This is a genomic window from Streptomyces sp. CB01249 (genome assembly GCF_001905735.1).
Taxonomy (GTDB): domain Bacteria; phylum Actinomycetota; class Actinomycetes; order Streptomycetales; family Streptomycetaceae; genus Streptomyces.
Genome location: NZ_LISW01000006.1, coordinates 295,013 through 309,044 on the forward strand (window position 1 = coordinate 295,013; position 14,032 = coordinate 309,044).

12 protein-coding genes are annotated in these 14,032 nt (G+C 72.9%); 11 read left to right on the forward strand and 1 reads right to left on the reverse strand.

Going from position 1 to position 14,032, the window contains the following annotated elements:
* Nucleotides 1-134: 134 nt before the first annotated feature.
* Together AMK18_RS26205 and AMK18_RS26210 are read left to right on the forward strand one after the other, a co-directional pair.
* A complete protein-coding gene (locus AMK18_RS26205) occupies nt 135-1,079 on the forward strand; it encodes a 5-dehydro-4-deoxyglucarate dehydratase (protein WP_073864713.1) in 945 nt (314 codons plus the stop codon).
* Nucleotides 1,076-2,257 (forward strand): hypothetical protein, encoded by a 1,182-nt coding sequence (locus AMK18_RS26210; RefSeq protein WP_073864714.1) that lies wholly within the window; start codon nt 1,076-1,078, stop codon nt 2,255-2,257. Before AMK18_RS26205 ends, AMK18_RS26210 begins: the two co-directional genes overlap by 4 nt.
* Here the strand turns inward: AMK18_RS26210 and AMK18_RS26215 are convergent.
* Entirely contained in the window at nt 2,243-3,460 is a 1,218-nt protein-coding gene (locus AMK18_RS26215; protein WP_073864715.1) for an MFS transporter, read from the reverse strand. The genes AMK18_RS26210 and AMK18_RS26215 overlap by 15 nt on opposite strands.
* Before the next feature lie 265 nt (nt 3,461-3,725).
* Here AMK18_RS26215 and AMK18_RS26220 point away from each other — a divergent pair, with 265 nt between their 5' ends.
* The 9 genes from AMK18_RS26220 (at nt 3,726) to AMK18_RS26260 (ending at nt 13,942) form a co-directional block, all read left to right on the forward strand.
* The gene (locus tag AMK18_RS26220; protein WP_073864716.1) at nt 3,726-4,382 is read left to right on the forward strand and encodes a GntR family transcriptional regulator; all 657 of its coding nucleotides are present in this window, start codon (nt 3,726-3,728) and stop codon (nt 4,380-4,382) included.
* Nucleotides 4,383-4,411: 29 nt separating this feature from the next.
* Complete coding sequence (locus tag AMK18_RS26225) at nt 4,412-5,314, forward strand: dihydrodipicolinate synthase family protein (RefSeq protein WP_073864717.1); 903 nt, start codon at nt 4,412-4,414, stop codon at nt 5,312-5,314.
* A complete protein-coding gene (gene araD, locus AMK18_RS26230; protein WP_073864718.1) occupies nt 5,311-7,038 on the forward strand; it encodes an L-arabinonate dehydratase in 1,728 nt (575 codons plus the stop codon). Before AMK18_RS26225 ends, araD begins: the two co-directional genes overlap by 4 nt.
* Nucleotides 7,039-7,134: 96 nt before the next feature.
* Nucleotides 7,135-8,064, forward strand: a complete 930-nt coding sequence (locus AMK18_RS26235) for a carbohydrate ABC transporter permease (RefSeq protein WP_018104650.1) — start codon at nt 7,135-7,137, stop codon at nt 8,062-8,064.
* Nucleotides 8,061-8,978 (forward strand): carbohydrate ABC transporter permease, encoded by a 918-nt coding sequence (locus AMK18_RS26240; protein ID WP_073864719.1) that lies wholly within the window; start codon nt 8,061-8,063, stop codon nt 8,976-8,978. Before AMK18_RS26235 ends, AMK18_RS26240 begins: the two co-directional genes overlap by 4 nt.
* Nucleotides 8,979-8,983: 5 nt before the next feature.
* The gene (locus AMK18_RS26245; RefSeq protein WP_198957084.1) at nt 8,984-10,162 is read left to right on the forward strand and encodes a Gfo/Idh/MocA family protein; all 1,179 of its coding nucleotides are present in this window, start codon (nt 8,984-8,986) and stop codon (nt 10,160-10,162) included.
* Nucleotides 10,159-10,986, forward strand: coding sequence for a PmoA family protein (locus AMK18_RS26250; protein WP_073864721.1), 828 nt, complete (start codon nt 10,159-10,161; stop codon nt 10,984-10,986). Before AMK18_RS26245 ends, AMK18_RS26250 begins: the two co-directional genes overlap by 4 nt.
* Complete coding sequence (locus AMK18_RS26255; RefSeq protein WP_073864722.1) at nt 10,983-12,524, forward strand: glycoside hydrolase family 43 protein; 1,542 nt, start codon at nt 10,983-10,985, stop codon at nt 12,522-12,524. The genes AMK18_RS26250 and AMK18_RS26255 overlap by 4 nt, the downstream gene beginning before the upstream one ends.
* 83 nt (nt 12,525-12,607) lie before the next feature.
* Nucleotides 12,608-13,942 (forward strand): ABC transporter substrate-binding protein, encoded by a 1,335-nt coding sequence (locus AMK18_RS26260; protein ID WP_073864723.1) that lies wholly within the window; start codon nt 12,608-12,610, stop codon nt 13,940-13,942.
* The last annotated feature ends 90 nt before the right edge of the window (nt 13,943-14,032 follow it).

Consider the following 14,032-nt stretch of genomic DNA (forward strand, 5'->3'; position numbering starts at 1 on the left):
TCAAGGGAACCCGTGGCGGGTTGGTCCGGACCGGGGCGTCGTCGCCTTGACCCCGGAGCCCCGCCGGGCCTAGCTTAGGCATCGTTCATAAATATGGACACCAATCAGAGATGCGCACGCCTCAGGAGGCGCCCGTGAGCTCAGACCCGCTTGCCGCCCGGCTCACCGCCGTTGCCGGGCCGCTCTTCTTCCCCGTCACCGCGTACGACGCGACCGGCTCCGTCGACCTGGACGTCTTCCGGGCGCACGTCCGCCAGGGCATCGACGCGGGCGCGGCGGCCGTCTTCGCGTGCTGCGGCACCGGGGAGTTCCACGCCCTGACCCCGGAGGAGTTCCGGAGCGTCGTCGCCGCCGCGGTGGAGGAGACCGCCGGGCAGGTGCCGGTCGTCGCGGGCGCCGGATACGGCACCGCGCTGGCCGTCCAGTTCGCCCGGCTCGCCGAGGAGGCGGGCGCGGACGGGCTGCTCGCCATGCCCCCGTACCTGGTCCACGCGGACCAGGAAGGGCTGCTGGCCCACTACACCGCGCTGGTCGGGGTGACCGGCCTGGAGACCATCGTCTACCAGCGCGACAACGCCGTCTTCACCCCCGAGACCGTGCTCGCCCTGGCGCAGACCCCGGGCATCATCGGCCTCAAGGACGGCTACGGCGACCTGGACCTCATGCAGCGCATCGTGAGCGCGGTGCGCACGGGGCTGCCCGGGCAGGACTTCCTCTACTTCAACGGGCTGCCCACCGCCGAGCTCACCGGCCTCGCCTACCGGGGCATCGGCGTCACGCTGTACTCCTCGGCCGTCTTCGCCTTCGCCCCGGACATCGCGCTCGCCTTCTACCGCGCCCTGGAATCCGGCGACGACGCCCTGGTCAACGCGCTGCTCGACTCCTTCTACCGGCCGCTCGTCGAGCTCCGGGCCCAGGGGCGCGGCTACGCCGTCTCGCTGGTCAAGGCGGGCGTCCGGATGCACGGCCTGGACGTCGGGCCGGTGCGCAGTCCGCTCACCGAGCCGCCCGCCGCCCACATCAAGGAGCTGACGGAGATCATCGCCGCCGGGCGCGCGCTGCTGGAGGGGCGCGGATGAGGACGTCCGCCTTCCTCTACCCCTGGGACGTCGTCGGCGACCCGGACGCCCCCGCCCGCATCGCGGACCTCGGCGTCCAGCAGGTGACCCTCGCCGCCGCCTACCACTCGACCCGGGCGCTGACCCCCCGCCACCCCGGCCGCCGCATCGTCACGGCCGAGTACGCGGCGGTCCTGTACCCGCCGGACGAAGGCCGCTGGGCTGGGCGGGAGGTCCGCCCGTACCGGCAGGCGTGGATGCCCTCCGACGACCCCTTCGCGGAGGCCGCCGAGGCGCTGGCCGGGGCCGGTCTCGACGTGCACAGCTGGGTGGTCCTCGCGCACAGCTCCCGCCTGGGCGCGGACCACCCGGACACCTCGGTGGTCAACGCCTACGGGGACCGCTACCCGTGGGCGCCCTGCATCGCGCGCCCCGAGGTCCGCGCCTACCTGGTGGACCTGGCGGCGGAGGCGGCGGTACGCGAGGGGGCGCGGGGCACCGAGCTGGAGTCGTGCGGCTGGTACGGCTTCGCCCACCTCCACGCCCACGACAAGGTGGCGGGTGTCGGGCTCGGCGACGCGGCGCAGTACCTGATGTCGCTCTGCTTCTGCGCCGTCTGCCGGGCCGGTTACGCCGGACAGGGCCTCGATCCCGAGGAGCTGGGCGCGGCCGTGCGCCGCGCGCTGGCACCGGTCTGGTCCGGGTCCGGCTCACCGGACGCGGGCTGGGACGCGGTGGGGAAGCTCCTCGGCGCCGACCTCGCGGAGGCGACGCTGCGGTGGCGCACCGAGGTGGCCCGGAGCCTCCAGGAAGCGGTGACCGGTGCGGTGCGGGCGGCGGCGGCGCCCGGGTTCCAGGTGCTGCTGCACGCCGACCCCGCCCCGTACCGCTGCGGGGCCAACGTGGGCGTCGACCCCGGGCACATCCTGTCCGTGGCGGACGGCGTGGTCCTGCCGTGCACCGGGGCGGACGCGGTACGGGAGGCGGTGCTCGGGCCGTTCGCGGGCCGGGGGAGCGATGCGGTCGTCGCCGCCAACCTCACCGTGGTGCGCGGCATGGGCGGCAGCCCGGACACGCTGGAACGGGACGCGGCGCACGCCGCCTCGCTCGGCGCGAACCAACTCCGCCTCTACCACGCGGGCCTGGCCTCGGACCCGGACCTGGCGAAGGTGGCCGGGGCGCTCTCACGCCTCGGCTGAGGCCGAGACCGCCGGGCCGCCCGGAACCACCCGTTCCCGGCGGCCCGCGGCCAGCAGCAGCCCCGCCGTCAGGAGCGCCCCGGCGCCCACCAGCGGCAGCAGAACCTGGACGTCCACCCGCGCCACCAGGCCCGCGCCGATGCCCAGCGCCACCGCGTTGGGCGACATGATCAGGGTGTCGGCGGTCGCTGCCGTGCGGCCGAGGACCGCGTCCGGGGTCTCCCGCTGCACCGCCGTCAGCGCGGCGATCAGCACGCACGGCAGGCCCACCCCGATCAGCGCGCACGCGGCGAGCGCCGTCGCGTCGGACGGCACGGCCCGCAGCGCCACCGCGACCCCGAACACCGCGATCCCGGCCGCCCCGAACACCCGCCCCGGCAGCCGGCGCATCAGCGCGCCCGCGAACAGCCCGACCGTGACGGACCCGAGCCCCTGGGCGACCGACAGCACCCCGGCGTACGCGGGGGAGTGGCCGAGGGTGTCCACGACGGCGTACAGCGTCGCCCCGTTGAGCCCGGCGCACAGCATCGTGGCCGAGGCGGCGAGGACCAGGGGGCGCAGCACCGGCGACCCCCACAGCTGCCGCATCCCGGCCGTCCAGCCACCCGGTCCCCCGCGGGCGGGCCGGGCCGTCCGGCGTACCCGCAGCAGCGCGTAGAGACCGGCCGCCAGGGCGAAGGAGACCGCGTCCAGGAGCGCCACCGCGCCGCCCCCGAAGCGGGCGTAGAGCCCGGCGCCGGTCAGCGGGGCGACCAGCTTCATGCCCTCGTTCGCCATCATCCGCAGCCCGTTGAAGTCGCCGAGCAACGCGGCCGGTACCGCCCCCGCCACCACGGCCGACTCCGCCGAGTCCATCAGCACCGAGAGGCACCCGTACAGCACCAGCACCGTGAACAGCAGCCGGACGCGTCCCTCCGCGCCCAGGAGCGCGAGCGCCGCCATCAGGGCCGCCAGGACGACGTTCGTGCCCACCAGGAGCGGCTTGCGCGGCAGCCGGTCCGCCACCGCCCCGAGCAGCGGGCCGAACAGGACCGGCAGCCAGACCGCGAACAGGGCGAGCGCCGCCAGGGAGTCCGATCCCGTCAGCGACTTGACCCAGATCCCGGCCGCCAGCCGCATCGCCGAACTGCCGAACCCCGAGACCACGACCGCCGCGAGGAACACCCCAGCCGTCCGGTTCCGCAGCACCCGACCCACCGCCATCCCGCCCACCGCACCTTTCCGACCTGCGTGTTCTTCCTGCGGTCAGGCTGGCGGCTGAGGCCCCGGCGCGGCATCGGGCAGATGCCCTACCCCCGGGAACTCCCGCGCGGCGCACCGGAATCCGTGTACGGCACATGTCCCGGTCGCACGAACTTCTTTCGTCAGAAGCGTTGACGAAACATTTGCGGCGGCCCTAGCTTCATCGCGTCGTACTCCGTACGTCATATATGAGACGCGATACGCGAGATGTGAGAGCCCTTCACCCATGACCTTTGCGCCCACCCCGATTCCGTCCCGCACCCAGTACGTGCTGGAGGCGATCAAGCACGCGATCCTCACGGCACAACTGAGGCCGGGGCAGGCGCTCGTGGAGACCGAGCTCGCCGCGCAGTTCGGGGTCTCCAAGACCCCCGTCCGCGAGGCGCTGAAGACCCTCGCCGGCACCGGACTCGTCGTCATGAGCCAGTACAAGGGCGCCACCGTCCGGCTGGTCGACGCGGCCATGGCCCGCGAGGTCTACGACGTACGGCTGCTGCTCGAACCGGAGGCGCTGCGCCGCTCGATCACCCGCAAGGCGTCCCTCGACGCGGCGCAGGAGGCCCTGGAGCGGGCGGATTCGGCGGGCGACAAGGCCGACCGCTCGCTCGCCAACCGGGACTTCCACCGGGCGCTCTACCTGCCCTGCGGCAACCCGCTGCTCGCCCGGATGCTGGACGAGGTCCGCGACCAGGCGGCGCTGGTCTCCACGGTCGCCTGGTCGGCGATCCCGTCCTGGGAGCGGGAGGCGGCCGAGCACCGGGAGATCCTGCGGCTCGCGCTCGCCGACGACGCGGACGCGGCGGCCGGGGCCCTGCACGACCACATCGCGTCGTTCGTCCGCCGCGCCTTCCCCGACGACGAGGACGGGGGCGGCGCGGCGTGACCCCGCACACCGAAGAAAGGCCAGTCCGCATGGACCTCACCCCGCTGAAGGCGGCCCTCGCAGATGTCGTGGCGATCCCGGTGACCCCGTTCGCCGGGGACGGATCCATCGACACGACGGCGCACCGCGCCCTGCTGCGGAGACTGCTCGACGGCGGCGTGCGCATCGTCACCCCGAACGGCAACACCGGGGAGTTCTACGCGCTCACCCCCGAGGAGCGGCGCACCGTCACCGAGCTGACCGTCGAGGAGGCCGGCGGCCGCGCGACGGTCCTGGTCGGCGTCGGACACGACGTGCCGACCGCCGTCGCCGCCGCCGAGCACGCCCGGGACGCCGGGGCCGAGATGGTGATGGTCCACCAGCCTGTCCACCCGTACGTCTCGCAGGACGGCTGGATCGACTACCACCGGGCCATCGCGGAGGCCGTGCCCGGGCTCGGGGTCGTCCCGTACATCCGCAACCCGCACCTGGACGGCGGCTGCCTGGCCGTCCTCGCCGACAGCTGCCCCAACGTCATCGGCGTCAAGTACGCGGTGCCGGACGCGGCCCGCTTCGCCGCCTTCGCCCGCGACGCCGGACTGGACCGCTTCGTCTGGGTCGCCGGGCTCGCCGAGTTGTACGCCCCGGCCTACTTCTCGGCGGGCGCGACGGGCTTCACCTCCGGGCTCGTCAACGTGGCGCCCGGCGTCTCGCTGGCCATGCTGGAGGCGCTGCGGGCCGGCGACCACCCGGCCGCCATGAAGGTCTGGGAGCAGATCCGCCGCTTCGAGGAGCTGCGCGCCGACCGTCAGTCCGCCAACAACGTGACCGTCGTCAAGGAGGCCCTGGCCGCGCTCGGGCTCTGCGACCGCGCGGTGCGCCCGCCCAGCCGGGTGCTGCCCGAGGCCCAGCGCGCCGAGGTCGCCGACCAGATCGCCGGGTGGTCCATATGACCGGCCGCATCGCCCCCGAGGAACTGCGCAGCCACCAGTGGTACGGCACCGACGGGCTCCGCTCGTTCAGCCACCGCGCCCGCACCCGTCAGCTCGGCTACCTCCCCGAGGAGCACCTGGGCAAGCCGGTCGTGGCGATCCTCAACACCTGGTCGGACATCAACCCCTGCCACGTCCACCTGCGCGACCGGGCGCAGGCCGTGAAGCGCGGGGTCTGGCAGGCGGGCGGCTTCCCGCTGGAGTTCCCGGTCTCCACGCTCTCGGAGACCTTCCAGAAGCCGACCCCGATGCTCTACCGGAACATGCTGGCGATGGAGACCGAGGAGCTGCTGCGCTCCTACCCGGTCGACGGGGCGGTGCTGCTCGGCGGCTGCGACAAGTCCACCCCGGCGCTGCTGATGGGCGCCGCGTCCGTGGACCTGCCGGCCGTCTTCGTACCGGCGGGGCCGATGCTGCCGGGGCACTGGCGCAACGAGGTCCTGGGCTCCGGCACCGACATGTGGAAGTACTGGGACGACAAGCGCGCCGGGCTCATCGGCGACTGCGAGATGGGCGAGCTGGAGAACGGCCTCGCCCGCTCGCCCGGCCACTGCATGACCATGGGCACCGCCTCCACCCTCACCGCCGCCGCCGAGGCCCTCGGCGTCACCGTCCCGGGCGCCTCCTCGATCCCCGCCGTCGACTCCGGCCACGACCGGATGGCCGCCGCCTCCGGCCTCCGGATCGTCGAACTGGTGTGGCAGCAGCGGAAGCTGTCGCAGATCCTCACGGCCGAGGCGTACGAGGACGCCGTCGCGACCGTCCTCGCGCTCGGCGGGTCCACCAACGCCGTCATCCACCTCATCGCGATGGCCGGACGCTCCGGGATCAAGCTCACCCTGGACGACTTCGACCGCATCGCCCGCACCGTCCCGGTCCTCGCCAACCTGCGCCCCGGCGGGAAGTACCTGATGGAGGACTTCCACTTCGCGGGCGGGCTCCCCGGATTCCTGGCCCGGCTCACCGACGTCCTGCATCTCGACCGGCCCACGGTCGCGCACGACACCCTGCGCGAACAGCTCGACGGGGCGCTGGTGCACAACGACGACGTCATACGGAAGCGCTCCAACCCGCTCGCGGACGAGGGCGGCGTGGCGGTGCTGCGCGGCAACCTCTGCCCGGACGGCGCCGTCATCAAGCACATCGCCGCCGAACCGCACCTGCTGCGCCACACCGGGCCCGCGGTCGTCTTCGACGACTACCAGGAGATGCAGCGCACCATCAACGACCCGGCGCTCGCGCTCACCCCCGACCATGTGCTCGTCCTGCGCAACGCCGGACCCAAGGGCGGTCCGGGGATGCCCGAGTACGGCATGCTGCCGATCCCCGACTACCTGCTCAAGCAGGGCGTACGGGACATGGTCCGGCTCTCCGACGCCCGGATGAGCGGCACCAGTTACGGCGCCTGCGTGCTGCACATCGCGCCCGAGTCGTACGTCGGCGGGCCCCTCGCCCTCGTCCGCACCGGTGACCTGGTCACCCTGGACGTCGAGGCGCGGCTGCTGAACCTCGACGTGTCCGACGAGGAACTGGCGCGCCGCCGCGCCGAGTGGACCCCGCCGCCCGTCCGCTACGAGCGCGGCTACCAGGCGCTCTACCAGGACCAGATCACCCAGGCCGACACCGGCTGCGACTTCGCCTTCCTGGCCCGGCCGGGAGAAGTGCCCGACCCGTACGCCGGCTGAACGGCCCCTCAGGAATTCCGGCGCCCCCTTGTTCGACATACCGAACACCATGCGGGAAGCGCTTGCACCCCCGTACAGAGAGAACGGAGACGTGTCATGGCCCAAGCCTCCGCCGCGGCCACACCGCCCAAGGTGCCCCGGCGCCGCTCCGCAAGCCCCCGCCGGCTGCCGTATCTGCTGATCGCCCCCGCGGGGCTGCTGATGCTCGGCTTCATCGCCTATCCGGTGGTCAGCGTCTTCTACTACAGCCTGCAGAACTACAACGTCACCAAGCCCTGGCGGAACGGCTTCGCGGGCCTGGACAACTTCACCCGGATCTTCACCGAGGACGACCAGTTCTGGACGACCCTCGGCTTCAGCGCCCAGTGGGTGATCGTGCAGGTCGCGCTCCAGCTCACGCTGGGGCTCGCGCTGGCCCTGATCGTCAACCAGACCTTCATCGGCCGGGGCATCTCCCGCGCCATGGTCTTCTCGCCGTGGGCCGTCTCCGGGGTGCTGACCAGCACCATCTGGATCCTGCTCTACAACTCCTCGACCGGCTTCAGCCGCTACCTCGCGGACGCCGGGATCGGCGACTACGGCACCTCGGTGCTCTCCGACACCGGCACCGTCTTCTGGGCCGCGACCGTCGCCGAACTCTGGCGCGGCGTCCCCTTCTTCGCCATCCTCATCCTCGCCGACCTCCAGTCCGTCTCCAAGGAGCTGTACGAGGCGGCCGCCGTGGACGGCGCCGGACGGCTGCGGCAGTTCTTCCACATCACCCTGCCCCACCTGCGCGACGCGATCATCCTGTCCACGCTGCTGCGCGGGGTCTGGGAGTTCAACAACGTCGACCTGCTCTACACCCTCACCGGCGGCGGACCGGCCGGCGAAACCACCACGCTGCCGCTCTACGTCGCCAACACCGGCATCGAGGGCCACGACTTCGGCTACGCCTCCGCGCTCACCACCGTCGCCTTCGTGATCCTCCTCTTCTGCTCGATCGTCTATCTGCGCCTGAGCAAGTTCGGAGGCGACCACAAGTGACCGCAGCCCTCGCCGAGAAGAACGACACCCGTGCCGCACGGCCGGCCGCCCCCGAGGGCCCGCCGCCCGCCGCGCCCCGCCGCAGGCCAGGACGCGAACGCGCCTTCGACGACGTACCGCGCTGGCAGATCTACGTACCGCTGGGCCTCTACCTGGTCTTCACGCTCGTCCCGTTCTACTGGATGTTCCTCTTCGCCGTACGGCCCGCGGGCTCCACCTCGCTGGTGCCCTGGCCGATGACCGGGGAGCACTTCTCGAAGGTCTGGAACGAGCGCAGCTTCGCCGTCTTCTTCCAGAACAGCATGATCGTCGGCGTCTGCACCCTGGTCGCCACGACCCTCGTCGCCCTGGCCGGCGGCTACGCCCTCGCCCGGTTCGACTTCAGGATCAAGAACGGCTTCATGCTGGCGCTGCTCTGCTCGCAGTTCATCCCCGGCGCGCTGATGCTCGTCCCGCTCTTCGAGATCTTCAAGAACCTCCAGATGATCAACTCCCTGGGGAGCGTGGTCATCGCCGAGACGGTCTTCCAGCTGCCGCTCTCCATCATCCTGATCAGCGGATTCATCAAGAACGTGCCGCCCTCGCTGGAGGAGGCCGCCTGGGTGGACGGCTGCTCGCGCTTCCGGGCCTTCTGCGCGGTCGTGCTGCCGCTGCTGCGCCCCGGGCTCATCGCCGTCGGCTCCTTCGCCTTCGTGCACAGCTGGAACCACTTCCTGTTCGCGCTGATGTTCCTCAGCGAGCAGGACAAGCAGACGATCCCGGTCGGCCTGAACACCCTCATCGGCGCGGACAGCGTCGACCTGGGCGCGCTCGCCGCGGGCGGGGTGATCGCCGCGGTGCCCGTGGTGATCGTCTTCGCCTTCATCCAGAAGTGGCTGATCACCGGCTTCAGCGCCGGCGCCGTGAAGGGGTGACGGACATGACCTCGCTGCCCCCCGCCGCCACGCCCGTCCCGATCGTCCTCGCGGGCGCCCGGGGCCACGGCCGCTGGCACCTCGCCAACATCCGCCGCCTCCAGCACCAGGGGCTCGTCCGCCTCGCCGGCATCTGCGAGCTCACCCCGCTCGACGCCACCGAGCTGGCCGCCTTCGCGGACGAACCCCCCGAGCAGTCCGCCGACTTCGGCGCCCTCCTGGACTCCACCGGGGCCCGGGCCGCCGTCATCTGCACCCCCATCCAGACCCACACCGCGCTCGCCCTGACCGCCGCCGGGCGCGGAGTGCACCTCCTCCTGGAGAAGCCGCCCGCCGCCACCCGCGCCGACTTCGACCGCATCCGCGCCGCAGTGCGCGACGCGGGCACCGCCTGCCAGGTGGGCTTCCAGTCCTTCGGCTCGCACGCCGTCCCCGCCATCCGGGAACTAGTCGCCACCGGAGCCATCGGCACCGTCCGGGGGTACGCGGCGGCGGGCGCCTGGGTCCGCGACGACGCCTACTACCGGCGGGCGCCCTGGGCCGGGCGGCGCCGCATCGGGGACACCGAGGTGGTCGACGGCGTCCTCACCAACCCGCTGGCCCATGCCGTCGCCACGGCCCTCGAACTCGCCGGGACCACCGCCGAGGACGTCACCGCCATCGACACCGAGCTCTTCCGCGCCCACGACATCGAGGCCGACGACACCTCCTGCGTCCGCGTCACCACCGCGTCCGGGCCGCCCGTCACCGCCGCCGTCACCCTCTGCGCGGAACAGGCGGGGGAGCCGTACGTCGTCGTCCACGGCGACCGCGGCCGCGTCACCTTCTGGTACAAGCAGGACCGCGTCCTCGTCCAGCGCGCGGGCCACGGCCCGGTGGAAACCGTGCACGGGCGCACCGACCTCCTGGAGAACCTGGTCGCCCACCTGACGGAGGGCGCCACGCTCCTCGTACCGCCGGAGCGCACCGGCGCCTTCATGGAGGTCGTGGAGGCGGTACGGACGGCGCCCGAACCGCGCCCCCTGCCGTCCGACGCCTGGCACACCGCCCCCGTGCCCGGCACCGGGGCCACCCGCCGGGTGGTGCGCGGCATCGACGCCCTGGTCGCGTCCGGCGCCGAAACCCTCGCCCTCTTCTCCGAACTCGGCGCCCCCTGGGCACGCAGCGAGGTGACCTCCCCATGACGAACACCGCCCTGCTCAGCTGCGCCGGACGCCCCGTCGGCCGCTACACCTACCTCCCCGCCGACGCGGCCCGCCCCTACCTCCACCCGGTCACCACCCTCGCGGGCATCCCCGTCACCGAGGAGCGTCCCGCCGACCACATCCACCACCTGGGCGCCTCCGTCGCCGTCCCGGACGTCTCCGGGCACAACTTCTGGGGCGGGCGCACCTTCGTCCGGGGCCAGGGGCCCACCGTGCTCGACAACCACGGGACGCAGCGCCACCTGGGCTGGAAGCTGTGCGACCCGGACGGCTTCGTGGAGGAGCTCGGCTGGGAGGCCGCCGGCGGCGAACTGCTGCGCGAACACCGCACGGTGGCCGCTGCCGCACTCTCGGACACCGCCTGGGCGCTCGACCTCTCCTTCTCGCTCACCAACCCCGGCCCCGGCGACCTGTCGATCGGCAGCCCCGCCACCAACGGCCGCCCCGGCGCCGGATACGGCGGCTTCTTCTGGCGCGCCCCCAAGGAGGCGGCCGCGCCCGCCGTGTTCGGCCCGACGGCGGACGGCGAGGAGGCGGTGCACGGGCGGCCCGCCGACTGGGTCGCGCTCTGCGGCGAGCGCTGGTCGCTGGTCTTCGCCGGGGCCACCGAGGAGACCCGCCGCGACCCGTGGTTCGTGCGCACCGCCGAGTACCCGGGCGTCGGCTCCTCCCTCGCCGCCGCCGAACGGCTCCCCGTTCCCGCAGGGGCCACGGTCGTACGCCGCGTGGTCACCGTAGTCGCGGACGGCCGCCTCGACCGGGCGGGCGCCGCCGCCCTCGTCCGCAGGGCGGTGACGGCGTGAGCCCCCGGCCCCCGTGGGTGGCCGACCAGGGCGACGGCACCTACCGCAACCCGGTCCTGAACGCCGACTGGTCCGACCCCGACGTGATCCGCGTCGGCGACGACTTCTACCTCACCGCCTCCAGCTTCGGCCGCGCCCCCGGACTGCCGCTGCTCCACTCCCGCGACCTCGTCAACTGGACGCTGACCGGGCACGCCCTGGACCGCCTGGAGCCCGCCGCCGAATTCGCGGTGCCCCGCCACGACTGCGGGGTGTGGGCGCCCTCGCTGCGGCACCACGCCGGACGGTTCTGGATCTTCTGGGGCGACCCCGACCACGGCATCCAGCAGATCAGCGCCGAGGACGTCCGGGGCCCGTGGACCGCGCCGCACCTGGTGAAGGCCGGACGGGGACTGATCGACCCGTGCCCGCTGTGGGACGAGGAGACCGGCGAGGCGTACCTCGTGCACGCCTGGGCCAAGTCCCGCTCCGGGATCAAGAACCGGCTCACCGGACACCGGATGAGCCCCGACGGGCGGGAACTCCTGGACGAGGGCAAGACCCTGATCGACGCCGACACGCTGCCCGGCTGGTTCACCCTGGAGGGCCCCAAGCTGCACCGCCGCAACGGCGAGTTCTGGATCCTGGCCCCGGCGGGCGGGGTCGCGACGGGCTGGCAGGGCGCGTTCCGCTCGCGCGACTTCTTCGGTCCCTACGAGGAGCGCGTCGTCCTCGCCCAGGGCCGGACCGGCGTCAACGGGCCGCACCAGGGCGCCTGGGTGGACACCCCGGCCGGTGAGGACTGGTTCCTGCACTTCCAGGAGCGCGGGGCGTACGGCCGCGTGACGCACCTCCAGCCGATGCGCTGGGACGGTGACGGCTGGCCGGTCATCGGCGACTCCGGCGAACCCGTCGCCACGCACCGCAAGCCCGCCCTGCCCGCCCAGCCCGTCGAGGCCCCGGCCTGCGACGACGGCTTCCCGGGCGGCCGCCACGGCAGGCAGTGGCAGTGGACGGCGAACCCGCGCCCCGGCTGGACCGTCGCACACGCCGGGGACGGGCTGCGGCTGAGCTGCGTACCCGCCCGGGACGCGCACGACCTGCGGCTCCTGCCCCACGTACTGGTCCAGCGGCTGCCCGCCGAGACGTTCACCGCCGAGGTCGGACTCGCCCTGGACAGCGAGGTGCCCGGGGCGAAGGCGGGGTTCGCCGTGCTCGGGGACGCGTTCAGCTGGATCGGGCTCGAACGGCAGGCGGACGGCGGGGCGCTGCTGGTGCACCGGTTCGCCGAGGCGACCGCCACCGCCGAGCGCGACGCCGGGCACGCCGGGCCGGCGCCCTCGGGCACGGCGCGGCTGCGGATCGAGGTGGCGGCGGGGGCCCGGTGCCGCTTCCTGGCCGACACCGGGGACGGGGCCGGGTTCCGGCCCTCCGGACAGGTCTTCGCCGCCACCCCGTGGCGCTGGGTCGGCGCGCTGCTCGGGCTGTTCGCCACCGCGCCGCCCGGGACGGGCCCGACCGGGACCGCCCGCTTCACCGGCTTCCACGTAACCGCGTAACCGGACCACCGTCCGGCGCTCCCACCCCCCATGCACGCGCACGAACCGAGAGACCCGAGAGAACCGAGAGAGAAGAGCCGATCATGAACATCTCGAAGACGCAGCGGGGGCGCGCCGCGGCCGCCGTCTCGCTCGCGGCGGTGCTCGCCCTGACGGCGACCGCGTGCGGCGACGACGGCAGCGGCAGCGGCGACGAGGGCAGCGGCAAGGGCGAGATCACCTTCTGGGACAACAACGGCGGTCCGCGCACCGCCGTCTGGAAGGAGATGATCCAGGACTTCGAGAAGAAGTACCCGGACATCAAGGTCAAGTACGTGCCGATCCCGATCGCCGACGTGCAGTCCAAGTACGACACGGCCATCGCGGGCGGCGGGGTGCCGGACGTCGGCGGCGTCGGCACCGCCTACCTGGCCAACATGGTCTCGCAGGAGGCCCTGGAGCCGCTGGGCGACCGGATCAAGGACTCCTCGCTCAACGGCAAGCTCGTCGAGGGCATGGTCGAGAGCGTCAAGGACGCGGCCGGGCGGGACGACGAGATGTACACCGTGCCGACCTCCGCGAACAACGGCGCGCTCTGGTACCGCACCGACCTCTTCAAGGCGGCCGGGCTCGAAGCGCCCACCACCTGGGCCAAGTTCTACGAGGCGGCCGGGAAGCTGACCGACGCCAAGAACAACAAGTTCGGCTACACCATCCGAGGCGGCGCCGGTTCCATCGCCCAGGCCGTCGACGCGGCGTACGGGCAGTCCGGGATCACCGAGTTCTGGAACGGAGACAAGACCACCCTCAACGACCCCAAGAACGTGGCGGCGCTGGAGAAGTACGCCGCCCTCTACAAGAAGACGACGCCGTCCGCCGACGTCAACAACGACTTCACCAAGATGGTCGCCCAGTTCGACACCGGCACCATCGGCATGCTGAGCCACAACCTCGGCTCCTACCAGGACCACCTGAAGGCCCTCGGCAAGGACAAGTTCGCCGGGATACCCAACCCGGTCGGCGACGGCGGCACCCGCGTCCAGGTCTCCAACCCGGTCGACGGCCTCGGCCTGTTCAAGGCGAGCAAGAACAAGACGGCCGCCTGGAAGTTCATCGAGTTCGCCGCCTCGCACGAGTCGAACAGCAAGTGGAACGAGTCCGCGGGCGCCATCCCGGCCAACACCGAGGCCGCCAAGGACCCGTGGATCAGCGAGGCCGCGCCGACCGAGCTGGCCGCCAAGGCCCTCACCGACGGCTCCACCAAGATCGTGCAGCTGCCGTACTACCTGCCCGACTGGAACAACATCAGCAAGGCCGACAACGAGCCGGAGTTCCAGAAGCTGCTGCTCGGCAAGGTCACGGCCAAGGCGTTCCTGGACAAGATGGCCGACGAGCTGAACGCGGCCCAGAAGGAGTGGAAGGAGCGGAGCAAGGGCTGATCCGGCCCCCGCAGCGGGGCCGGGCGCGGGACCGTCGTGCGGACGGCCCGCCCCGCCCCGCCGCCCCTGCCCTCCTGCGTACCCACCCAC

Excerpts from the sequence above, each read along its gene's own strand:
- AMK18_RS26210 (WP_073864714.1), top strand. The coding sequence starts at position 1,076 with ATGAGGACGTCCGCCTTCCTCTACCCCTGGGACGTCGTCGGCGACCCG.
- AMK18_RS26215 (WP_073864715.1), bottom strand. The coding sequence starts at position 3,460 with ATGGCGGTGGGTCGGGTGCTGCGGAACCGGACGGCTGGGGTGTTCCTC.
- AMK18_RS26220 (WP_073864716.1), top strand. The coding sequence starts at position 3,726 with ATGACCTTTGCGCCCACCCCGATTCCGTCCCGCACCCAGTACGTGCTG.
- AMK18_RS26225 (WP_073864717.1), top strand. The coding sequence starts at position 4,412 with ATGGACCTCACCCCGCTGAAGGCGGCCCTCGCAGATGTCGTGGCGATC.
- araD (WP_073864718.1), top strand. The coding sequence starts at position 5,311 with ATGACCGGCCGCATCGCCCCCGAGGAACTGCGCAGCCACCAGTGGTAC.
- AMK18_RS26235 (WP_018104650.1), top strand. The coding sequence starts at position 7,135 with ATGGCCCAAGCCTCCGCCGCGGCCACACCGCCCAAGGTGCCCCGGCGC.
- AMK18_RS26245 (WP_198957084.1), top strand. The coding sequence starts at position 8,984 with ATGACCTCGCTGCCCCCCGCCGCCACGCCCGTCCCGATCGTCCTCGCG.
- AMK18_RS26250 (WP_073864721.1), top strand. The coding sequence starts at position 10,159 with ATGACGAACACCGCCCTGCTCAGCTGCGCCGGACGCCCCGTCGGCCGC.
- AMK18_RS26260 (WP_073864723.1), top strand. The coding sequence starts at position 12,608 with ATGAACATCTCGAAGACGCAGCGGGGGCGCGCCGCGGCCGCCGTCTCG.